Source organism: Halogranum amylolyticum (assembly GCF_900110465.1).
GTDB lineage: Archaea > Halobacteriota > Halobacteria > Halobacteriales > Haloferacaceae > Halogranum > Halogranum amylolyticum.
The window spans coordinates 46,431-60,301 of sequence record NZ_FODV01000024.1; the positions used below are offsets into that span (position 1 = coordinate 46,431).

16 protein-coding genes, 2 tRNA genes and 1 pseudogene are annotated in these 13,871 nt (G+C 64.6%); 10 read left to right on the top strand and 9 right to left on the bottom strand.

Features of this window, described 5'->3' with window-relative positions; translation table 11 throughout:
- Positions 1-45 precede the first annotated feature (45 nt).
- Positions 46-117 (bottom strand) — tRNA-Thr (locus tag BSG17_RS22430).
- 174 nt (positions 118-291) lie between these two features.
- A complete protein-coding gene (locus BSG17_RS22435) occupies positions 292-951 on the bottom strand; it encodes a DUF7114 family protein (RefSeq protein WP_089827622.1) in 660 nt (219 codons plus the stop codon).
- A gap of 60 nt (positions 952-1,011) precedes the next feature.
- Here BSG17_RS22435 and BSG17_RS22440 point away from each other — a divergent pair, with 60 nt between their 5' ends.
- Positions 1,012-1,710 (top strand): enoyl-CoA hydratase/isomerase family protein, encoded by a 699-nt coding sequence (locus BSG17_RS22440; protein ID WP_089827623.1) that lies wholly within the window; start codon positions 1,012-1,014, stop codon positions 1,708-1,710.
- Positions 1,711-1,729: 19 nt separating this feature from the next.
- On the opposite strand, the gene BSG17_RS22445 is transcribed toward BSG17_RS22440, so the two are convergent.
- A complete protein-coding gene (locus BSG17_RS22445; RefSeq protein WP_089827624.1) occupies positions 1,730-2,563 on the bottom strand; it encodes an NAD+ synthase in 834 nt (277 codons plus the stop codon).
- A gap of 120 nt (positions 2,564-2,683) precedes the next feature.
- Here BSG17_RS22445 and BSG17_RS22450 point away from each other — a divergent pair.
- The 4 genes from BSG17_RS22450 (at position 2,684) to BSG17_RS22465 (ending at position 4,307) form a co-directional block, all read left to right on the top strand.
- Positions 2,684-2,754 (top strand) — tRNA-Gly (locus tag BSG17_RS22450).
- A 254-nt stretch (positions 2,755-3,008) separates the two neighbouring features.
- Positions 3,009-3,230 (top strand): hypothetical protein, encoded by a 222-nt coding sequence (locus tag BSG17_RS22455; protein ID WP_139246768.1) that lies wholly within the window; start codon positions 3,009-3,011, stop codon positions 3,228-3,230.
- Positions 3,231-3,326: 96 nt separating this feature from the next.
- Positions 3,327-3,716, top strand: a complete 390-nt coding sequence (locus tag BSG17_RS22460; protein WP_089827626.1) for a secondary thiamine-phosphate synthase enzyme YjbQ — start codon at positions 3,327-3,329, stop codon at positions 3,714-3,716.
- Between the two features lie 45 nt (positions 3,717-3,761).
- Positions 3,762-4,307 carry a hypothetical protein gene (locus BSG17_RS22465; protein ID WP_089827627.1) on the top strand — a complete coding sequence of 182 codons (546 nt, stop codon included), beginning with the start codon at positions 3,762-3,764 and terminating at the stop codon, positions 4,305-4,307.
- A 144-nt stretch (positions 4,308-4,451) separates the two neighbouring features.
- On the opposite strand, the gene BSG17_RS22470 is transcribed toward BSG17_RS22465, so the two are convergent.
- The 5 genes from BSG17_RS22470 to BSG17_RS22490 all read right to left on the bottom strand — a co-directional run bounded on the left by BSG17_RS22470 (position 4,452) and on the right by BSG17_RS22490 (position 8,663).
- Complete coding sequence (locus BSG17_RS22470; protein WP_244531675.1) at positions 4,452-5,606, bottom strand: RNA-guided endonuclease InsQ/TnpB family protein; 1,155 nt, start codon at positions 5,604-5,606, stop codon at positions 4,452-4,454.
- 259 nt (positions 5,607-5,865) lie between these two features.
- Entirely contained in the window at positions 5,866-6,477 is a 612-nt protein-coding gene (locus BSG17_RS22475; protein ID WP_089827629.1) for a hypothetical protein, read from the bottom strand.
- Positions 6,478-6,515: 38 nt separating this feature from the next.
- Positions 6,516-7,244, bottom strand: a complete 729-nt coding sequence (locus BSG17_RS22480; protein WP_089827630.1) for an Nmad3 family putative nucleotide modification protein — start codon at positions 7,242-7,244, stop codon at positions 6,516-6,518.
- 54 nt (positions 7,245-7,298) lie between these two features.
- Complete coding sequence (locus BSG17_RS22485; protein ID WP_089827631.1) at positions 7,299-7,613, bottom strand: DUF7577 domain-containing protein; 315 nt, start codon at positions 7,611-7,613, stop codon at positions 7,299-7,301.
- Positions 7,614-7,742: 129 nt separating this feature from the next.
- Positions 7,743-8,663, bottom strand: coding sequence for an acyltransferase (locus tag BSG17_RS22490; protein ID WP_089827632.1), 921 nt, complete (start codon positions 8,661-8,663; stop codon positions 7,743-7,745).
- A 176-nt stretch (positions 8,664-8,839) separates the two neighbouring features.
- Here BSG17_RS22490 and BSG17_RS22495 point away from each other — a divergent pair, with 176 nt between their 5' ends.
- Both BSG17_RS22495 and BSG17_RS22500 read left to right on the top strand, forming a co-directional pair.
- Positions 8,840-9,898, top strand: coding sequence for an aldo/keto reductase (locus tag BSG17_RS22495; protein WP_089827633.1), 1,059 nt, complete (start codon positions 8,840-8,842; stop codon positions 9,896-9,898).
- The gene (locus BSG17_RS22500; protein ID WP_089827634.1) at positions 9,899-10,087 is read left to right on the top strand and encodes a hypothetical protein; all 189 of its coding nucleotides are present in this window, start codon (positions 9,899-9,901) and stop codon (positions 10,085-10,087) included.
- A gap of 95 nt (positions 10,088-10,182) precedes the next feature.
- Here BSG17_RS22500 and BSG17_RS22505 read toward each other — a convergent pair whose 3' ends face one another.
- The gene (locus tag BSG17_RS22505; RefSeq protein WP_089827635.1) at positions 10,183-11,724 is read right to left on the bottom strand and encodes a heme-binding protein; all 1,542 of its coding nucleotides are present in this window, start codon (positions 11,722-11,724) and stop codon (positions 10,183-10,185) included.
- Between the two features lie 93 nt (positions 11,725-11,817).
- Between BSG17_RS22505 and BSG17_RS22510 the strand changes: the two genes are divergently transcribed.
- The 3 genes and pseudogenes from BSG17_RS22510 to BSG17_RS22520 all read left to right on the top strand — a co-directional run.
- Positions 11,818-12,663, top strand: coding sequence for a formate/nitrite transporter family protein (locus BSG17_RS22510; protein WP_089827636.1), 846 nt, complete (start codon positions 11,818-11,820; stop codon positions 12,661-12,663).
- Positions 12,664-12,711: 48 nt separating this feature from the next.
- Entirely contained in the window at positions 12,712-13,236 is a 525-nt protein-coding gene (locus tag BSG17_RS22515) for a PadR family transcriptional regulator (protein WP_089827637.1), read from the top strand.
- 155 nt (positions 13,237-13,391) lie between these two features.
- Positions 13,392-13,871: pseudogene (locus tag BSG17_RS22520) on the top strand (RNA-guided endonuclease InsQ/TnpB family protein); the annotation flags it as partial.

Consider the following 13,871-nt stretch of genomic DNA (forward strand, 5'->3'; position numbering starts at 1 on the left):
CCACTCTTGGGCTTTTTATACGCAGGATTTAACCAAAATACAGTAAGCCTAGGCCGGGATTTGAACCCGGGCTCTCGTCCTTACCAAGGACGCGCTTTACCGCTAAGCTACCCAGGCACGTCGGGCGTTATTCCCGCGTACCGCCTTCTGCATCCAAACGTACTGCAGTACCGTATATATATGTGGTGAAACGCGTCTTGGATGTCGTGCGGTGGCGTACCACGATGGCGTGACGTCGCGGCCACACTCGGCCGGAGAGTAGCGGAGAGAAACGACGGTCGGCGACGGACGCTATCGGTCGGTCGCCGAGGAGGTCACCCGGTCGTCGCCGGAGAGCGAGGCGATCTGCTCGGCGGTCGTCTCCGGGAGCGCCACCGTCGCAGGCGGGAGATCGCCGTCGTGTTCGTGCGCGAGACTCGCGACGAACTCCAACAGCGCGGACGGTGCCTCGGTGCCGACGGCGGTCGTCCCGGCGACGACGGCGAGTTCGAACACGTCGGCTTCGAGGTTCCGGTCGTCGCCCTCGGCGGGACGCTGCGCCGTCATCTGGCGCGTTTGGTCGCGGCCGAACGCGCGGACCGTCTCGACGGCGCGGTCGGCGGCCTCGGTCCGTGCCAGAAGATAGAACCCACGGGAGACCAGCACGTCGGCGGCGAGGATGTCGAGGTCGGCGTCGATGTCGTTGTCCGCCTCACCGACCCACGGCTCGTCTTGGGCCAGCGTTCGCGTCAGGCGGAGTCCTTCGTAGATCAGTTGCACTCCGGCGGCCCGCTCGGCGATCCCGTCGAGGTCGACCCCCGGGTCGAGCGCCCGGGCGCTCGTGAGGACGAGCACGCCGGGCGACATCGAGGCGTCGACCAACCGGTCGTCGAGCGCCTCGTGTAACTGGGTGGGTTCGATATCGACGAGTGCCTCGCGCGCGGCATCACGGACCCGCACGGCGTCTTCCATTGACCCGCTCTAGCGACGGCAAGGGCAAAGACCTTTGGAAAGCCAGCGACAGATGGCTCCATGATTCACACGACAGATACGGGGTCGCTCCGGGTCGTCACCGTCGACCGCCCGTCGCGACGCAACGCGCTCCGACCCGTCGACCTCGACGACCTCGAAGCGGCCGTCGCCGACACCGACGCAGCCGTCGTCTACCTCCACGGCGCTGGCGACGCCTTCTGTGCGGGGGCGGACCTCGACGTCGTCGCCGACCTCGAGGATCCGGCGGCGTTCGCACGCCACGGCCAGCGCGTCGCCGACGCCATCGAGACCGCCGAGAGCGTCGTCGTCGCCGGCGTCAACGGGGCCGCCCGCGGCGGCGGGGTGGAACTCGCACTCGCCTGCGACCTCCGGATCGCGACGCCGGCGGCGACGTTCGCCGAACCGGGCGTCCAGTTCGGCCTGTTCGGCGCCTGGGGCGGCACCGCTCGCCTCCCGCGGGCGCTCTGCGAGGGGGACGCGCTGGACTTCGCGCTCTCCGGTCGCGTCGTCGACGCCGCCGAGGCGAAGCGGATCGGCCTCGTCTCACGCGTCGTCGCCGACCCTCGCGAGGTCGCCGAAGAAGTCGCCGCCAACGAACCCGACGCCCTCGCCGTCGTCAAAGCCCGGATGCGCGACGACGCGCCTCGAGAGCAGCAGGAGCGCGCCGAGGCCGCGGCGTTCGAGCGTCTGGTGCGCGCCCACGCCGCGGACATCGCGGCCGACCGCGAGAGGGAGTGACCCCGACGGGTCGGTCCGTCTATAGGTCGAGTGCGGCGGGTGCGGGCGGCATGTGACGCTTGTGTTCGCTTCCCTCGACGAGTTCGACGACGCGGGCGATCTGTTCTTCAGTGACGTCGAGACACCGAACGGTCGCGGCCGTCGACAGCGGGCCGTCGACGTGCAGCGCGAGGACGGCGTCGAGCGTGTCGTACGTGAGCCCCATCTCCTCCTCGTCGGTCTGGCCCAGCCACATCTCGGCGGAGGGCGTCTTCGTCACGAGATCTTCGGGGACGCCGACGTGGTCGGCGAGTTGGCGTACCTGCTGTTTGTAGAGGTTGCCGATCGGGTTGCAGTCGACCGCCTGATCGCCGTACTTCGTGAAGTAGCCCGTCATTGCCTCGCTACGGTTGCCGGTGCCGAGGACGAGGCGGTTCTCGTGGTTGGCGACGAAGTAGTTGAGGACGCCGCGGACGCGGACTCGGACGTTGCCGGCGGCCATCTGGTCGTCCGCCCCTTCCGGGTAGGCGTCGAAGAACGACTCCACGATGGGGTTGATCTCGATGACGTCGTACTTGATCCCGAGCTCCTGCGCGACGCGCTCGGCGTCGCTCATGTTGCCCTCCGTATTGACCTCGCTGGGTAACACGAGTCCGTGGAGACCGTCCTCGCCTAGCGCCTCGACCGCCAGATAGGCGGTGAGCGTGCTGTCGATGCCGCCGGAGAGACCGAGCACCGCGCCCTCGGCTCCCGCGGTCTCGACGGTCTCGCGGATGAACGTCGTAACGTGGTCGCGAGTCGCTTCGAGTTCAGTCTCCGAGAGTCGGAGGTCGAACGGAGCCGTGTCGGAAAGAACGGAGCTCTCGTTGCTCATCGAACAGTCGTACGGAACCAGGGGACTAATAGCCACCCTTCAGCCTGCGTTCGGTGGACAGACGTCCAGTACACGAAACGCCAACGTTCAAGTAGGGTCCCACAGTAGTCCCGTGTGCGAGCGCCGTTGGTCCAGTGGTAGGACAGTGGCTTCCCAAGCCACTAGCCCGGGTTCAATTCCCGGACGGCGCATTTCTGCCGAACAGGGTGAGGTGAGACCGCCAGCGGGAATTGAATCAGAGAGCGAACAGCGTGAGCGACCGTGGTTCAATTCCCGGACGGCGCATTCTCCGGACGACACAGTTCTTCGTTCGCTTCCTTCTCACGTGTCGACCGGTCCGCGGGTCTCCTCGCCGTTCGTTCCCAAAATCACCGCGAGAGCTTCACGATTCGAATACTGCTCAATTCAGGAGGTGGTGTGCGAAATTATATCGTGCTCTACGCCAATGGTACGGACAACCATGCTCGGTGGTGAACTCGCGAGAGAGAGACGAGAGGTGGTGACCGACGACCAAACAGCGGGGGTCGACGAACTGTCGACTTGCCCGCTCTGTGGACTGGCACACGGTGAACGCACGGATCTCCGCGTCCACCTGATGACGACCCACAGCAAGAGCGACCTGACCGAGGAACTCCTCCGGGCGTACGAGGAGTTCCTGGCGGCCTGAACCGACGGACTGGACTTGCCGTCCGCTACTCTCTTCTTCCTCTATCTCTGCGTCTCGGGAGACCATCCTTTTGGCCGTTCGTCGCCTCTCGTCGGTATGACTTCCCTCGATCTCACCGTCGAGACGGAGCGGCGTCTCTGCGTCGTCGACGTCACCGACCGCGTCGCGGACGCGCTCCCGGCCGACGCCGACGGCCTCTGTACCGTCTTCGTCCGACACACCACCGCAGGCATCTGTCTCCAGGAGAACGAGCGTCGCCTCGTCGACGACGTCGAACGGTTCCTCTCGGAGACCGTCGCCGACGAAGGATGGGCCCACGACGAACTCGACGGTAACGCCGACTCGCATCTTCGGGCGCTCCTCGTCGGCAACAGCGTCACGGTTCCCGTCTCCGATGGCGAACTCGACCTCGGGACGTGGCAGTCGCTCCTGTTCGTCGAGTGCGACGGGCCGCGGACGCGACAGCTCTCCGTTCGCGTCGTCTGAGCCGACGACCACACTTATCAACTCGCTGTCCGAACGAGAGACGAGATGGTCCCACTTCAGGCACAGAACGCGGTACACCCCCTCCTCCGGCTCGTCGGCCCGTTCGTCGTCGCGCTCGTCGTCTTCACCGTCGTCTACGGTCTCGGACGTCTTCTCGTCCCTCGACTGGTCACTGCCGTCGCACGGCGACGGGGCGTCGACGACGCGATCGTCTCACTCCTCGTCGACCTCGCTCGCGTGGTCGCGGCGGTCGTCGCCGGGCTGCTCGCGTTCGGCGTCGCCGGTTTCGGCGCGCTCTCGTCGCTCCCGCTCCTCGTGACCACAGTCGGCGTCGCGACAGGCTACGTGCTCCAGCGACACCAGCTCGCGACGCACGGGCGGCCGACCACCGACGACCTGACCGTCGCGCTCCTCGCACTCGCCGTGACGCTGCTCGCACTGGGTGTCATCCAGCTAAGCGTCGGCGGAGCGCTCGTCTCGCTGCTCGTCGGTACAGTAGCCGGCGTGGTCGTCGGTAGTCTGTTCGCGGTGGTCGACGGCCTGTTCGCTGGCGGGTCTACATCGTCGGCCGCCGTCGCGGACCGCGAGTAGCCCACTCACAGGGATTCGAGGAGGAAGCCCACCCGTTTACGGGTGGGAGGAATCCGATCCGACACATCAGAACCCACGAGTGGTGACATCCTCCCCGTCGTGAACGACGGGGCTTCCCGTACCGCAGTTGGGATATTTGCTGGTCTACGACACGACCTGTTCTCGCGGTGCAAAGCATCCGCTCTCTGAATCGAACAAGTATGCCGAAGGCTGTGCCACACAGCCGTTACTCCTATCCTCACCATGAGGACTCGGAGTTATCTTCTGGCGCATATTCTCCGCCCCGTTGCAATCTGCGTTCCCGACCAATCCGCACGACGAGCAGACGTACAACCCACGCTCGACACGGTTCGCCTTCGTGTCGTCACCACACTTCGAGCAGGTTTTTGACGTATCCCACTCGTTCTCTTTCAGCACCTCAACACCACGTATCTCACCTTTGTATTCGAGGTACTGGTAGATGCGGTCGAACGCCCATGTGTGGAGTTTCTTGTTGCCGGTCTTGCCCCAATCAGATTCGCGCACGTCTTCGGGCCAACTCACCGCGAGCGTGCCAACACCGCGCTCGACACACTCCGTGATGATGATTTCCGTGAGAACGTGGTAGAAGTGCGTCTCACGGTCAGCGAGTTTTCGCCGTGCCCACATCGACTTCTCCGACGGGCCGTTCTCACCTTCCGTGTCGTACTCGGCACGTTTGAAGTAGTGTTTGTCCTGCTTGAGCGAGTTGCCGGGATACAGGACGTACTCATCGGGGAACGCGACCGTGGCGATATTCTTGATGCCAAGGTCGATGCCTGCCACTCCATCACCTGCTGAGTCGTTGGTTTCGAGTTCAACTTTGCAGACGAAGTGCAGTTCCCACTCGTCGCCGTTCCAGACGGCGCGGACGTTCTGCACCGAGTTAACTTCTGAGAGGTCAACGTCGGGTCGGGTTTGGTACTCACAGAGCAGGAAGTCCGACCAATACTCCTTGAGGTTCGAGCCTTTTGAGAGACGAACGCGATTGTTCTCAGGGTCGTGTTTGAACCCGTCTTGTTTGAACGTGACCGTACTCCGTGGGCGGGTGTCGCCGTGTTTGCGGTAGCCGGGCGGATTCGCCTTCGAGTCTTTGTGTCGCAGGTCGAACCATGACTGGAAAGCGTCGGAAAGTTCTTCGATGACTTTCTGACTGGATTGCGCGTTCAGGTCTTTCCAGCACGCTTGGTTCTTCATGTACGATTTGAGCGGACCTTCGTCTGGGATTTCACCGATTTTATCCCATACGCGGTCGGCTGTCCATCGTGCGACGTTCCAGATTTTCGAGGCTGAGTCTCCGAGCGAGTCGAGGCCACCGCAGACCTGTTAGTGGTTCTGGATGGAACCAACGTAGGTGCGAGTGACCTCAATCGCCATACATAGCCTATGTAGGAAAACCTACTTAATAATTCGTATTGGCGTGGAATATCCGGCCTGCAATCGGCGGTGGTCTGTGTAGGAGTTGTCGGATTCACTCCCGCCGTAAACGGCGGGATTCTCTCCTCGCAGGAAAAGGGAGTCCACTGACAAGCCCACGAGTTCACTCGTGGGTTACTGACTGAACCACGTAGCCGTCCTCTTCCAGCGCGCGTCGGACCCGCTCGTCGAATCGTCGCCGGAGATCCGCCGAGAGTCGGTCGACGCTCGCGTCCTGATCCGACAGTTCGACGTCGGTGGTCTCTCCCTGTTCGACGAAGCGGTAGCGTCGACCGTAGCGTTCGCCGTTGTTACCGAAGACGACGACGTGCAGGTACGGTTCGTGGGCGATCTTCCCCGAGTCGTACTCCGTCCAACTGCCGATGGGGTGGATCGTCAGCGTCGCGAACTCCGAGAGGTTCGTCGCGTAGCGATGCAGCACGAGCGCCTCCTCGAGGTCGCGGCGGTCCCACTCGATTCGCTCGCCTGTCTTCGTGTTCTCGCCGACGACGCGGTCTGGCGTAATCTCGACGACCTCCCATTCGGTGATGTGGGCGGACTCGACGTCGCGGTCGGCGTCCTTGATCCGGTCGCCGACCCTCACACCGAAGTACACCGGTCGCCCCGGTCGCCACTCGATGTACAGCTCGTCGGGGAGCTCCCGCACGAGCGTCTCCCGACCCTGAATCGTCCGGTGCTCGACGTTCGTCGATCGGTCTCTCCCTGATGCGGACATAGCTAGACAGTAGCGCGCAAGGGGAATAACACCGTCTGTCACCCGAGCGAACAGTTCGGCCACCGCTCGACGACATCGCGCAGCTCCGCCGTCGCGTGGGCGTCGTACCACAGTCGTCGTCGCCACCACGGTCCCTTCCCCGAATCGTTGGACAACGCCGTGACGAGGCGGTTCGCCGTCGCCCCGGCGTCGGGACTCGACAGGGGAACCGCGTACTCGTAGAGGCGAGACGAGTCGTCGCCCTCGACCAACACTTTCGCGTCGACGGGGTCGCGCTTCACGTGGGCGTTGTTGTCGAAGGCGGCCCGCTCGTCCGCCGAGAGCGTCTCGTAGGTCTCGCCGGTGATCGCACGGGCGACGCGGAACTCGCCGACGAGGTACGCCCCCCAATCGGATGCGATCCAGTCGGCGGCCTCGTCGGGGTCGCCGTGGAACGTCAGCGTCGCGTAGAACAGTAGGAAGTCGCCGGCTTCGAGCTCGGACAGCGGGCCGGCCTTGACGCCGTGGTCGTCGCCGTAGCTGTAGCGTTCGCAGGTCGGATACTCGGCGAACTCCGGGTCGAGGTGGACGGGCGTGTCGCGGACGTCTTCGGGGAGGTCGACGTCGACCGCGAGGTCACCGTAGGTCGGAACCGGCCGTCGTGTCGGCTGTTCCTCCGGGATGGGGAGATACTCGAACCGACCGTCCGGATAGACCGGGCCACGGATGCCGGGGAGGTTCGTGTTCGCGCCGACGTTGATGGCGATGCTGCGCGGTCGTCGTGACATGCGAGTCGCTACGTCCACCGGGGTAAAAACGTCGTCTCTCCCGCTACGTGGTGGTCACGCCAACCGCCCGGCGCAGTTCCAGCAGAACGTGTACGCAGGGTCGGGTTCGTTCTCCTCGCCGCAGTGGGGGCAGTGCCGCTCGCTCAGCGTCGACACTGACTGCGGATTGACCCAGAGGCCCGTGGAGGCGTCGGTCCGCACGTGGTCGCGTCGACCGGAGTCGTCGACGGCGTCGCCGTCGCCGTTCGGTCGGGCCTGTGGAGTCGTCCGCTCGAACGGCTCCTCCCGCGTCCACAGGTACCGGTAGACGAGTACCTGGAAGACCACGAGGGCCACCGCGTAGAGGAATATCCAGGCCAGCCAGTCCATATCGTGCACTATGTTGTCAAGGGACTTTGTTGCTTCGGTCAGTTCTTTTATATACTGCGCGTCACCGGTTGGACGTCGGGAGACGCGTCGCTACGGGACGTGACACGAACGGAGAAGCCGACTGCCGTCTCAGGGTCGCTTGTGTGGCTTGATCGGACCGCCGACGTCGCGCTGGAACTCGTCGAAGACGTCGAGGTCCTCGGGGAGGTCGTAGGGAATTTCGCGTTCGTCCTGGTGGTTTTCGAGTCTTCCGTCGTCGATCGCCTCGGCCTCGTCTTCGAAGCCGGGTTTGATCTTCACGCTCTTCGCCGGCGCGCCGACGACGATGTGGTGGGCGGGGACGTCGCCCTGGACGTTCGCTCGCGACCCGACGATGGAGTTCTCGCCGACGTGAGTTCCGGCGCGGACTACCGCGTCGTACGTGATGCGGACGTCGTCCTCGACGACCGTATGGAAGTTCCGGACCTCGGTCTGGTCGACGACGTCGTGGTCGTGCGTGTAGAGGTGGGCGTCGTCGGAGATCGACACCCGATCACCGATGGTCAGCCGACCGCGGTCGTCGAGGTGGACGTCGTCGTGGATGACGGTGTTGTCGCCGACGCTGATGTTGTGTCCGTAGGAGAAACTGACGCCCTTGAAGATGCGGAGGCCGTCGCCCGCCTCCTCGAAGAGGTGGTTGGCGAGCATCTGGCGGAACCGAAGCGCGAACTCGACATTGTCGGCCATCGGCGTCGCGTCGAACTGCCGCCACAGCCACTGGAGATGCTTCGAGCGCCGATACTTCTCCTCGTCTTTCTCGGCGTAGTACTCCGACTCGAGCGTCGAGTTGCAGGGGTCGTACCCCTGGAGTCGGACGCGCTCGGCGGGAGTGACCTCTTCGCCCGCCTGCCAGCGTTCGTAAGCGTCGCGGTCGCCGAACAGGTCGACGAGCGTGTCCTGAACCACATCACAGGTGCTCTCGTCTGAGGAGAGTCGTTCGTCGACCTCTTCGAGAAACGCCTGCAGGCCGGACTCGGCCTCTACCGGCAGGGAGACGTGTCGCTTGGTCATGACACCTCGTTCGGCGGGACCGTTCAAATGGATTCGGGTGTGTGAAAAACGCGTCAGACCCCGCTGCGGGCGTGTGATTCATTCGCAGTCGGCGCGACCGTCGTGACCCTCTCGACGGGTGACGACGGCTCGGTCGAACCGGTCCGGCTAAGTGCGCCGCACCCCACCACCCGCATATGCACTACCGCACTCTCGGTGACTCCGGCGTCGAAGTGAGCGAAGTCGGATTCGGTGCGTGGGTCGTCGGAACCGACTGGTGGGGAGACCGCAGCGACGAGGAGACCATCGAGATGGTCCAACTCGCGCTCGACCAGGGCATCACCTACTTCGACACGGGTGACGTCTACGGTCACGGCGAGAGCGAGAAACTGCTCGCCCGCGCGCTCGGCGAGCACCGCGACGAGATCACGCTCGGGACGAAGATCGGCTACGACTTCTACAACAACCCGCAGGCCGGTCACGGCGAGATCCCGAAGAACCTCGACCCCGACTGGATCCGCACCTGCGTCGAGCGTAGTCTCGACCGACTCGACACGGACCACGTCGAGTATCTCCAACTGCACAACGCCAACGCCGACGAGGTGACGCCCGACGTGCTGGAGACGCTCGAACAACTCCAGGAGGAGGGCGTCGTCGACGCACTCGGCTGGGCGATGGGTCCCTCTATCGGCTGGCTCGCCGAACACGAACGCGCCGTCGACCTCGAGTTCGACGGCGTCCAGACCGTCTTCAACGTCTTCGAGCAGACGCCCGGTCGACACGTCCTCGACCACATCGAGCAGACGGGCGCGGACACCTCGGTCATCGCCCGCGTTCCGCACTCCTCGGGGCTCCTGAACGAGCACGTCCGTCCCGACACCGAACTCGAGGACGGCGACCACCGCGGCTTCCGCCCCGACGCGTGGTACGAGACGGGCTGGGAGAAACTCGAGACGCTGCGCTTCCTGGAGAGAGACGGTGAACGAACGATGGGACAGGCCGCCATCCAGTGGCTACTCAGCCACGACGCCGTCGCCTCCGTCACGCCGACGTTCTACACCGCCGACGACATCCGCGAGTGGGCCGCCGCCTCCGAGACGCCGCCGCTCTCCGACGAGGAGGTCCAGCGCGTCGAGGAGCTGTACCAGACGAACTTCGGCGTCGACCGCGACGACGGGATGGACAGCCTCCGCTCGTCGGTTGGCGGCGACGACATCCGAAACGCCGGCGTCGACAAGCAGGTCGCCGACGACTAGATGGACCGCACGCTCCGGCGACTGCTCGGCGCGTTCACCGCCCTGACGCTCGTCGTCCACCTCGTCTTGGCGACGCTGCTCGTCGCACACGCCCGCTACACCGGCCGCGACGACGGCGCGAAGTGGGCGCTCGCGACGCTCTGTGGTGGGCTGTTCGGCGTCGCTGGCTACGTCCGCGCCGGCGACTGAGATCCGTCTGAAACCCGCTTTTTTCGTCGCGCTACTTTCGGTTCACCCGCTACGTGTGAGTCTCGAAAAAATCACGCACGGGGTGTCGAGACTGCTTAGGCGAGGAAGACGTGTCGCGGTCGGTCCGCGAGCACGTCGCGGCCCCACTGGACCGTATCGCGGAAGGCGTCCGACCGGAAGAACCCCATCGCGTCCTCCTTCGAGCGCCACTGGCTCGCGATGAACATGTCGTTCTCGTTCTCACGGTTGACCATCAGGTCCGTCTCGTAGTGGCCGTCGGTGTCGTCGAGCAGTCCGCCGACGACGTCGAACTTCTCCACGAACTCCTCGCGGTAGTCGGGTTTGACGGTGTAGAACATCCCCATCGTGCCGAAGCCGGACTCCTCGCCCGCGCGCTCGACGATTCCGGGCAGCTCCGAGAGGAACCCTGCGGCGGTGTCGGCGGCGCTCGCCGTCTGCCAGACGCTCACGACCGCGCTACGGTCGCGCTCGTTGGCCTCGTAGACGGCGGTCTTGACGTGCGACCCGTAGTGATCGAAGTTCTTGCGCAGGCCGTCGACCTCCTCGAACAGCTCCTCCGGGTCGGTCTCCGAGTAGAGCACGGTCGCGTAGACGTCTTCGCCGTGCGGCTTCCCCGCGTAAATGTTCAGCTCTTCGAGTTCTCCGCGGATGTCGGCGTCGTCCGACTCGCTCTCGGTGTCTTCGCCGCCGTGGTGACCCGCCGCGTCGTCGTGGGGGCCACCCTCGCCGTGGTGACCGTCCTCGCCGTGGCCGTGCTGCTCGTTCTCGCCGCCGTGCGGGTGCGGGCTGTCCTCGCCGTGGCCGTGCCCGTGGTGGCTCCCGCCGCCGTGTTCGCTGGTCGGCACCGACTCGCCGTCGAGGTACGCACCGAGGTCTTCGGGCGGGAAGCGACGACCGACGTAGAACTGGCCGAACTCGCCGTACCGCGAGGAGGCCTCGTCGAAGCGCATCTCGTAGACGATGTCTTTGATGTGTGCGGGGTCGTCTGCGAACAGCGTCACGCCCCACTCGTGGTCGTCGAAGCCGACCGAGGAGGCGATCACCTGCTTGATCTTCCCGGCGTACTCTTTGCCGACCTCGCCGTGGCCGGCCATCAACTCGGCGCGCTCGTCGAACGAGAGGTCGTACCAGTTGTTCTCCTCCCCACGACGCTTGCTCATCGGGTAGAACGAGACGTACTCGTCGTCGGGGATCTCGGGCTTCAGTTTCCCCTCGATGTAGCGGCGGAGTCCAGCGTCGATCTCCTCTTTGTTCCCCTCGAACCAGTCGTCGGAGACGTAGCCGGAGACCTCGGTGACGGAGACGTAGGAGGTCGTCTGATCGGTGTATCCGGCGAGCGCCGTCCGCTCGAAGCGGCGCTCGGCGGTCGACAGCGCGTCGAGCGTCGGTCGGAAGTGGACGACCAACAGGTCGGCCTTGTGGCCGAGCACGGAGAAGACGGCGGAGGCTCCCTCGTCGGCGTCGGCGACGGCCTCGTGTTCCTCGAGGTAGGCGACGCCCTCTTCGACGGCCAACTCCCGCTCCCGCTCGGGCGCGTCGCGCCAGGCGTCCCAGTCGACGCTGCGGAAGTCGTGTAGCACGTACCAGCCCTCGTCCGTCTGGGGTGCGTTCGGCATGAGCGAGCCTTAGGACCCTTCGGTAAAGGGGTTTGCGTGTTCGTCTCTGTCGGCCACAGCGGTTTTTCTTCCCGATGCTGAACCCCTCCACAGATGCCGAGCGACGAACCACAGGGCGCGAGCCTCTCGTACAACAAGATCCTCGAGCGAGAGCTGGAGAACGCGCTCCGTGAGATAAACCGGCCGCCGAAGGGGGTGTTCCTTTCGGGGATCGCGGCCGGCCTCAACGTCAGTTTCGGCGCGCTGTTCATGGGGATGGCGCTGACGTTCTCGCCGAGTTTCCCCTCGCCGCTCGTGAAACAGGTGACGCTCGCGCTGCTGTCGTCTATCGGATTCCTCTTCGTCGTCCTCGGGCAGACCGAACTGTTCACCGCCCACACGACGATGGCCGTCCTCCCGGTGCTCGACGGGCGGACGGGCGTCCGGGAGCTCGGCCGTCTCTGGGGGAACGTCTACGTCTCGAACCTGATCGGCTGCGGGGCGTTCGCCGTCTTCGTCGCCGGCTTCGGCCCCGCGTTCGGCATCGTCACCCCGGCGGCCGCCGAGTCGCTCGCGACGGCGCTCGTCCGCCACCCGTGGTGGGTGATTCTCCTGAGCGGCGTCGTCGCAGGGTGGCTCATGGGGTTGATGACGTGGCTCGTCGCCGCGACGCGAGACACCGTCTCTCGGGTGTTCATCATCATCATCGTCGCCGCGACTATCGGCCTCGCCCCGTTCCACCACGCGCTGCTCGGGACGACGGAGGTACTGATGGGGCTGTTCCTCAGCCCGCTCGTCACCGTCGCCGACTACGGTCACTTCCTCCTGTGGACGACGATCGGCAACGCGCTCGGCGGGAGCGTCCTCGTCGCGCTCGTCAACTACGGCCACGTCAGACTCGCCGGCGAGGCTGTCGACGTCGAGTTCGAGTCGTCGGTCGACGAGGAACCAGACGGCTGAGACGCGCGATCGAAACCCTTTCACGAGCGCCACAGCAACCGACGGGCAATGCGGAAAAGTGGTCCGCCGAAGGGACTCATCTCGTATCTCGTGCTCGAACTTCTGGAGGACCGCCCCCGGTACGGCTACGAGATCCTCAAAGAGATCCAAGAGCTGAGCGGCGGTCACTGGGAGCCGTCGTACGGCTCCGTCTACCCCATCCTCTACAAGTTCGAGGAGGAGGGCTGGACCGAACGCGTCGACCGCGAGGACGAACCCGACCGCAAGTACTTCGCGCTCACCGACGCGGGTGCCGAGGAGCTGCAGGCCAAACGCGGCGAGTGTGGCACCCAGGCCCGCGAGTTCGCCGAGGTCGTCCTCGGCTTCTACCACGTCTACGTCGCCTTCGCGACCGACGACCGCTTCGCGGTCGACTGTCCGGACGACGACTGGTGTTTCGACGAGCGGTTCAGCTCCTGGATCGCCGAACAGATCATCCGTCACCACGAACGCGACTTCGGCCCGTTCGAACGCATCGACGACACGCCCGCCGAGTTCTACGAACGGTGTGGCGTCGACGACGCCGACGACTGATCGACCGGTTCGTAACCCACTGTCCCGTCTCCGTGTCGGAAGTCAGAGCGAGACGATGCAGTGGCCTCCTGTCCGGTTCGGGGTTCCGTTCGAAAGATCGAGAGTCGGCACACCGCTCGCGACATCTCCGTCGGGGATACCTATCTGATTAGATATATAAACTCACGACACGGCTCGTCAAAGAGTACGATGCTGTGTTCGTGGAAGATCTGAACGTTCAGAGTATGCTTCAGGGCGATGGAAATGCTCAGAACAAGCAGGACGCCGCGTGGCGACAGTTCATCACCTTGCTTGAATATAAGGGCGACTTGTACGGGACGCACGTCCTGCAGGTTGAAGCGCGAGGAACGACCAAAGAGTGTGCATCATGTGGTGTGGAGACGGCAAAGCCCATCTGGGTTCGTGAGCATTCGTGCCCTGCGTGTGGGTTTAAGACGGATCGAGACGCGAACGCGGCGATGAATGTTCTGCAACGCGGCTGTTCTGAATTAGGGCTGGGATGGCCCGAAGATACGCCTGTGGAGAGTGTGACCGTCCCCAGAAACGCATCGCGTTTCTGGCGTGCGAACGAGAGCTTCGCTCTCGTCAACGCTACGGACGCCGCTGATTTCCAGCGCGTGTCTGCAAGTCACGTC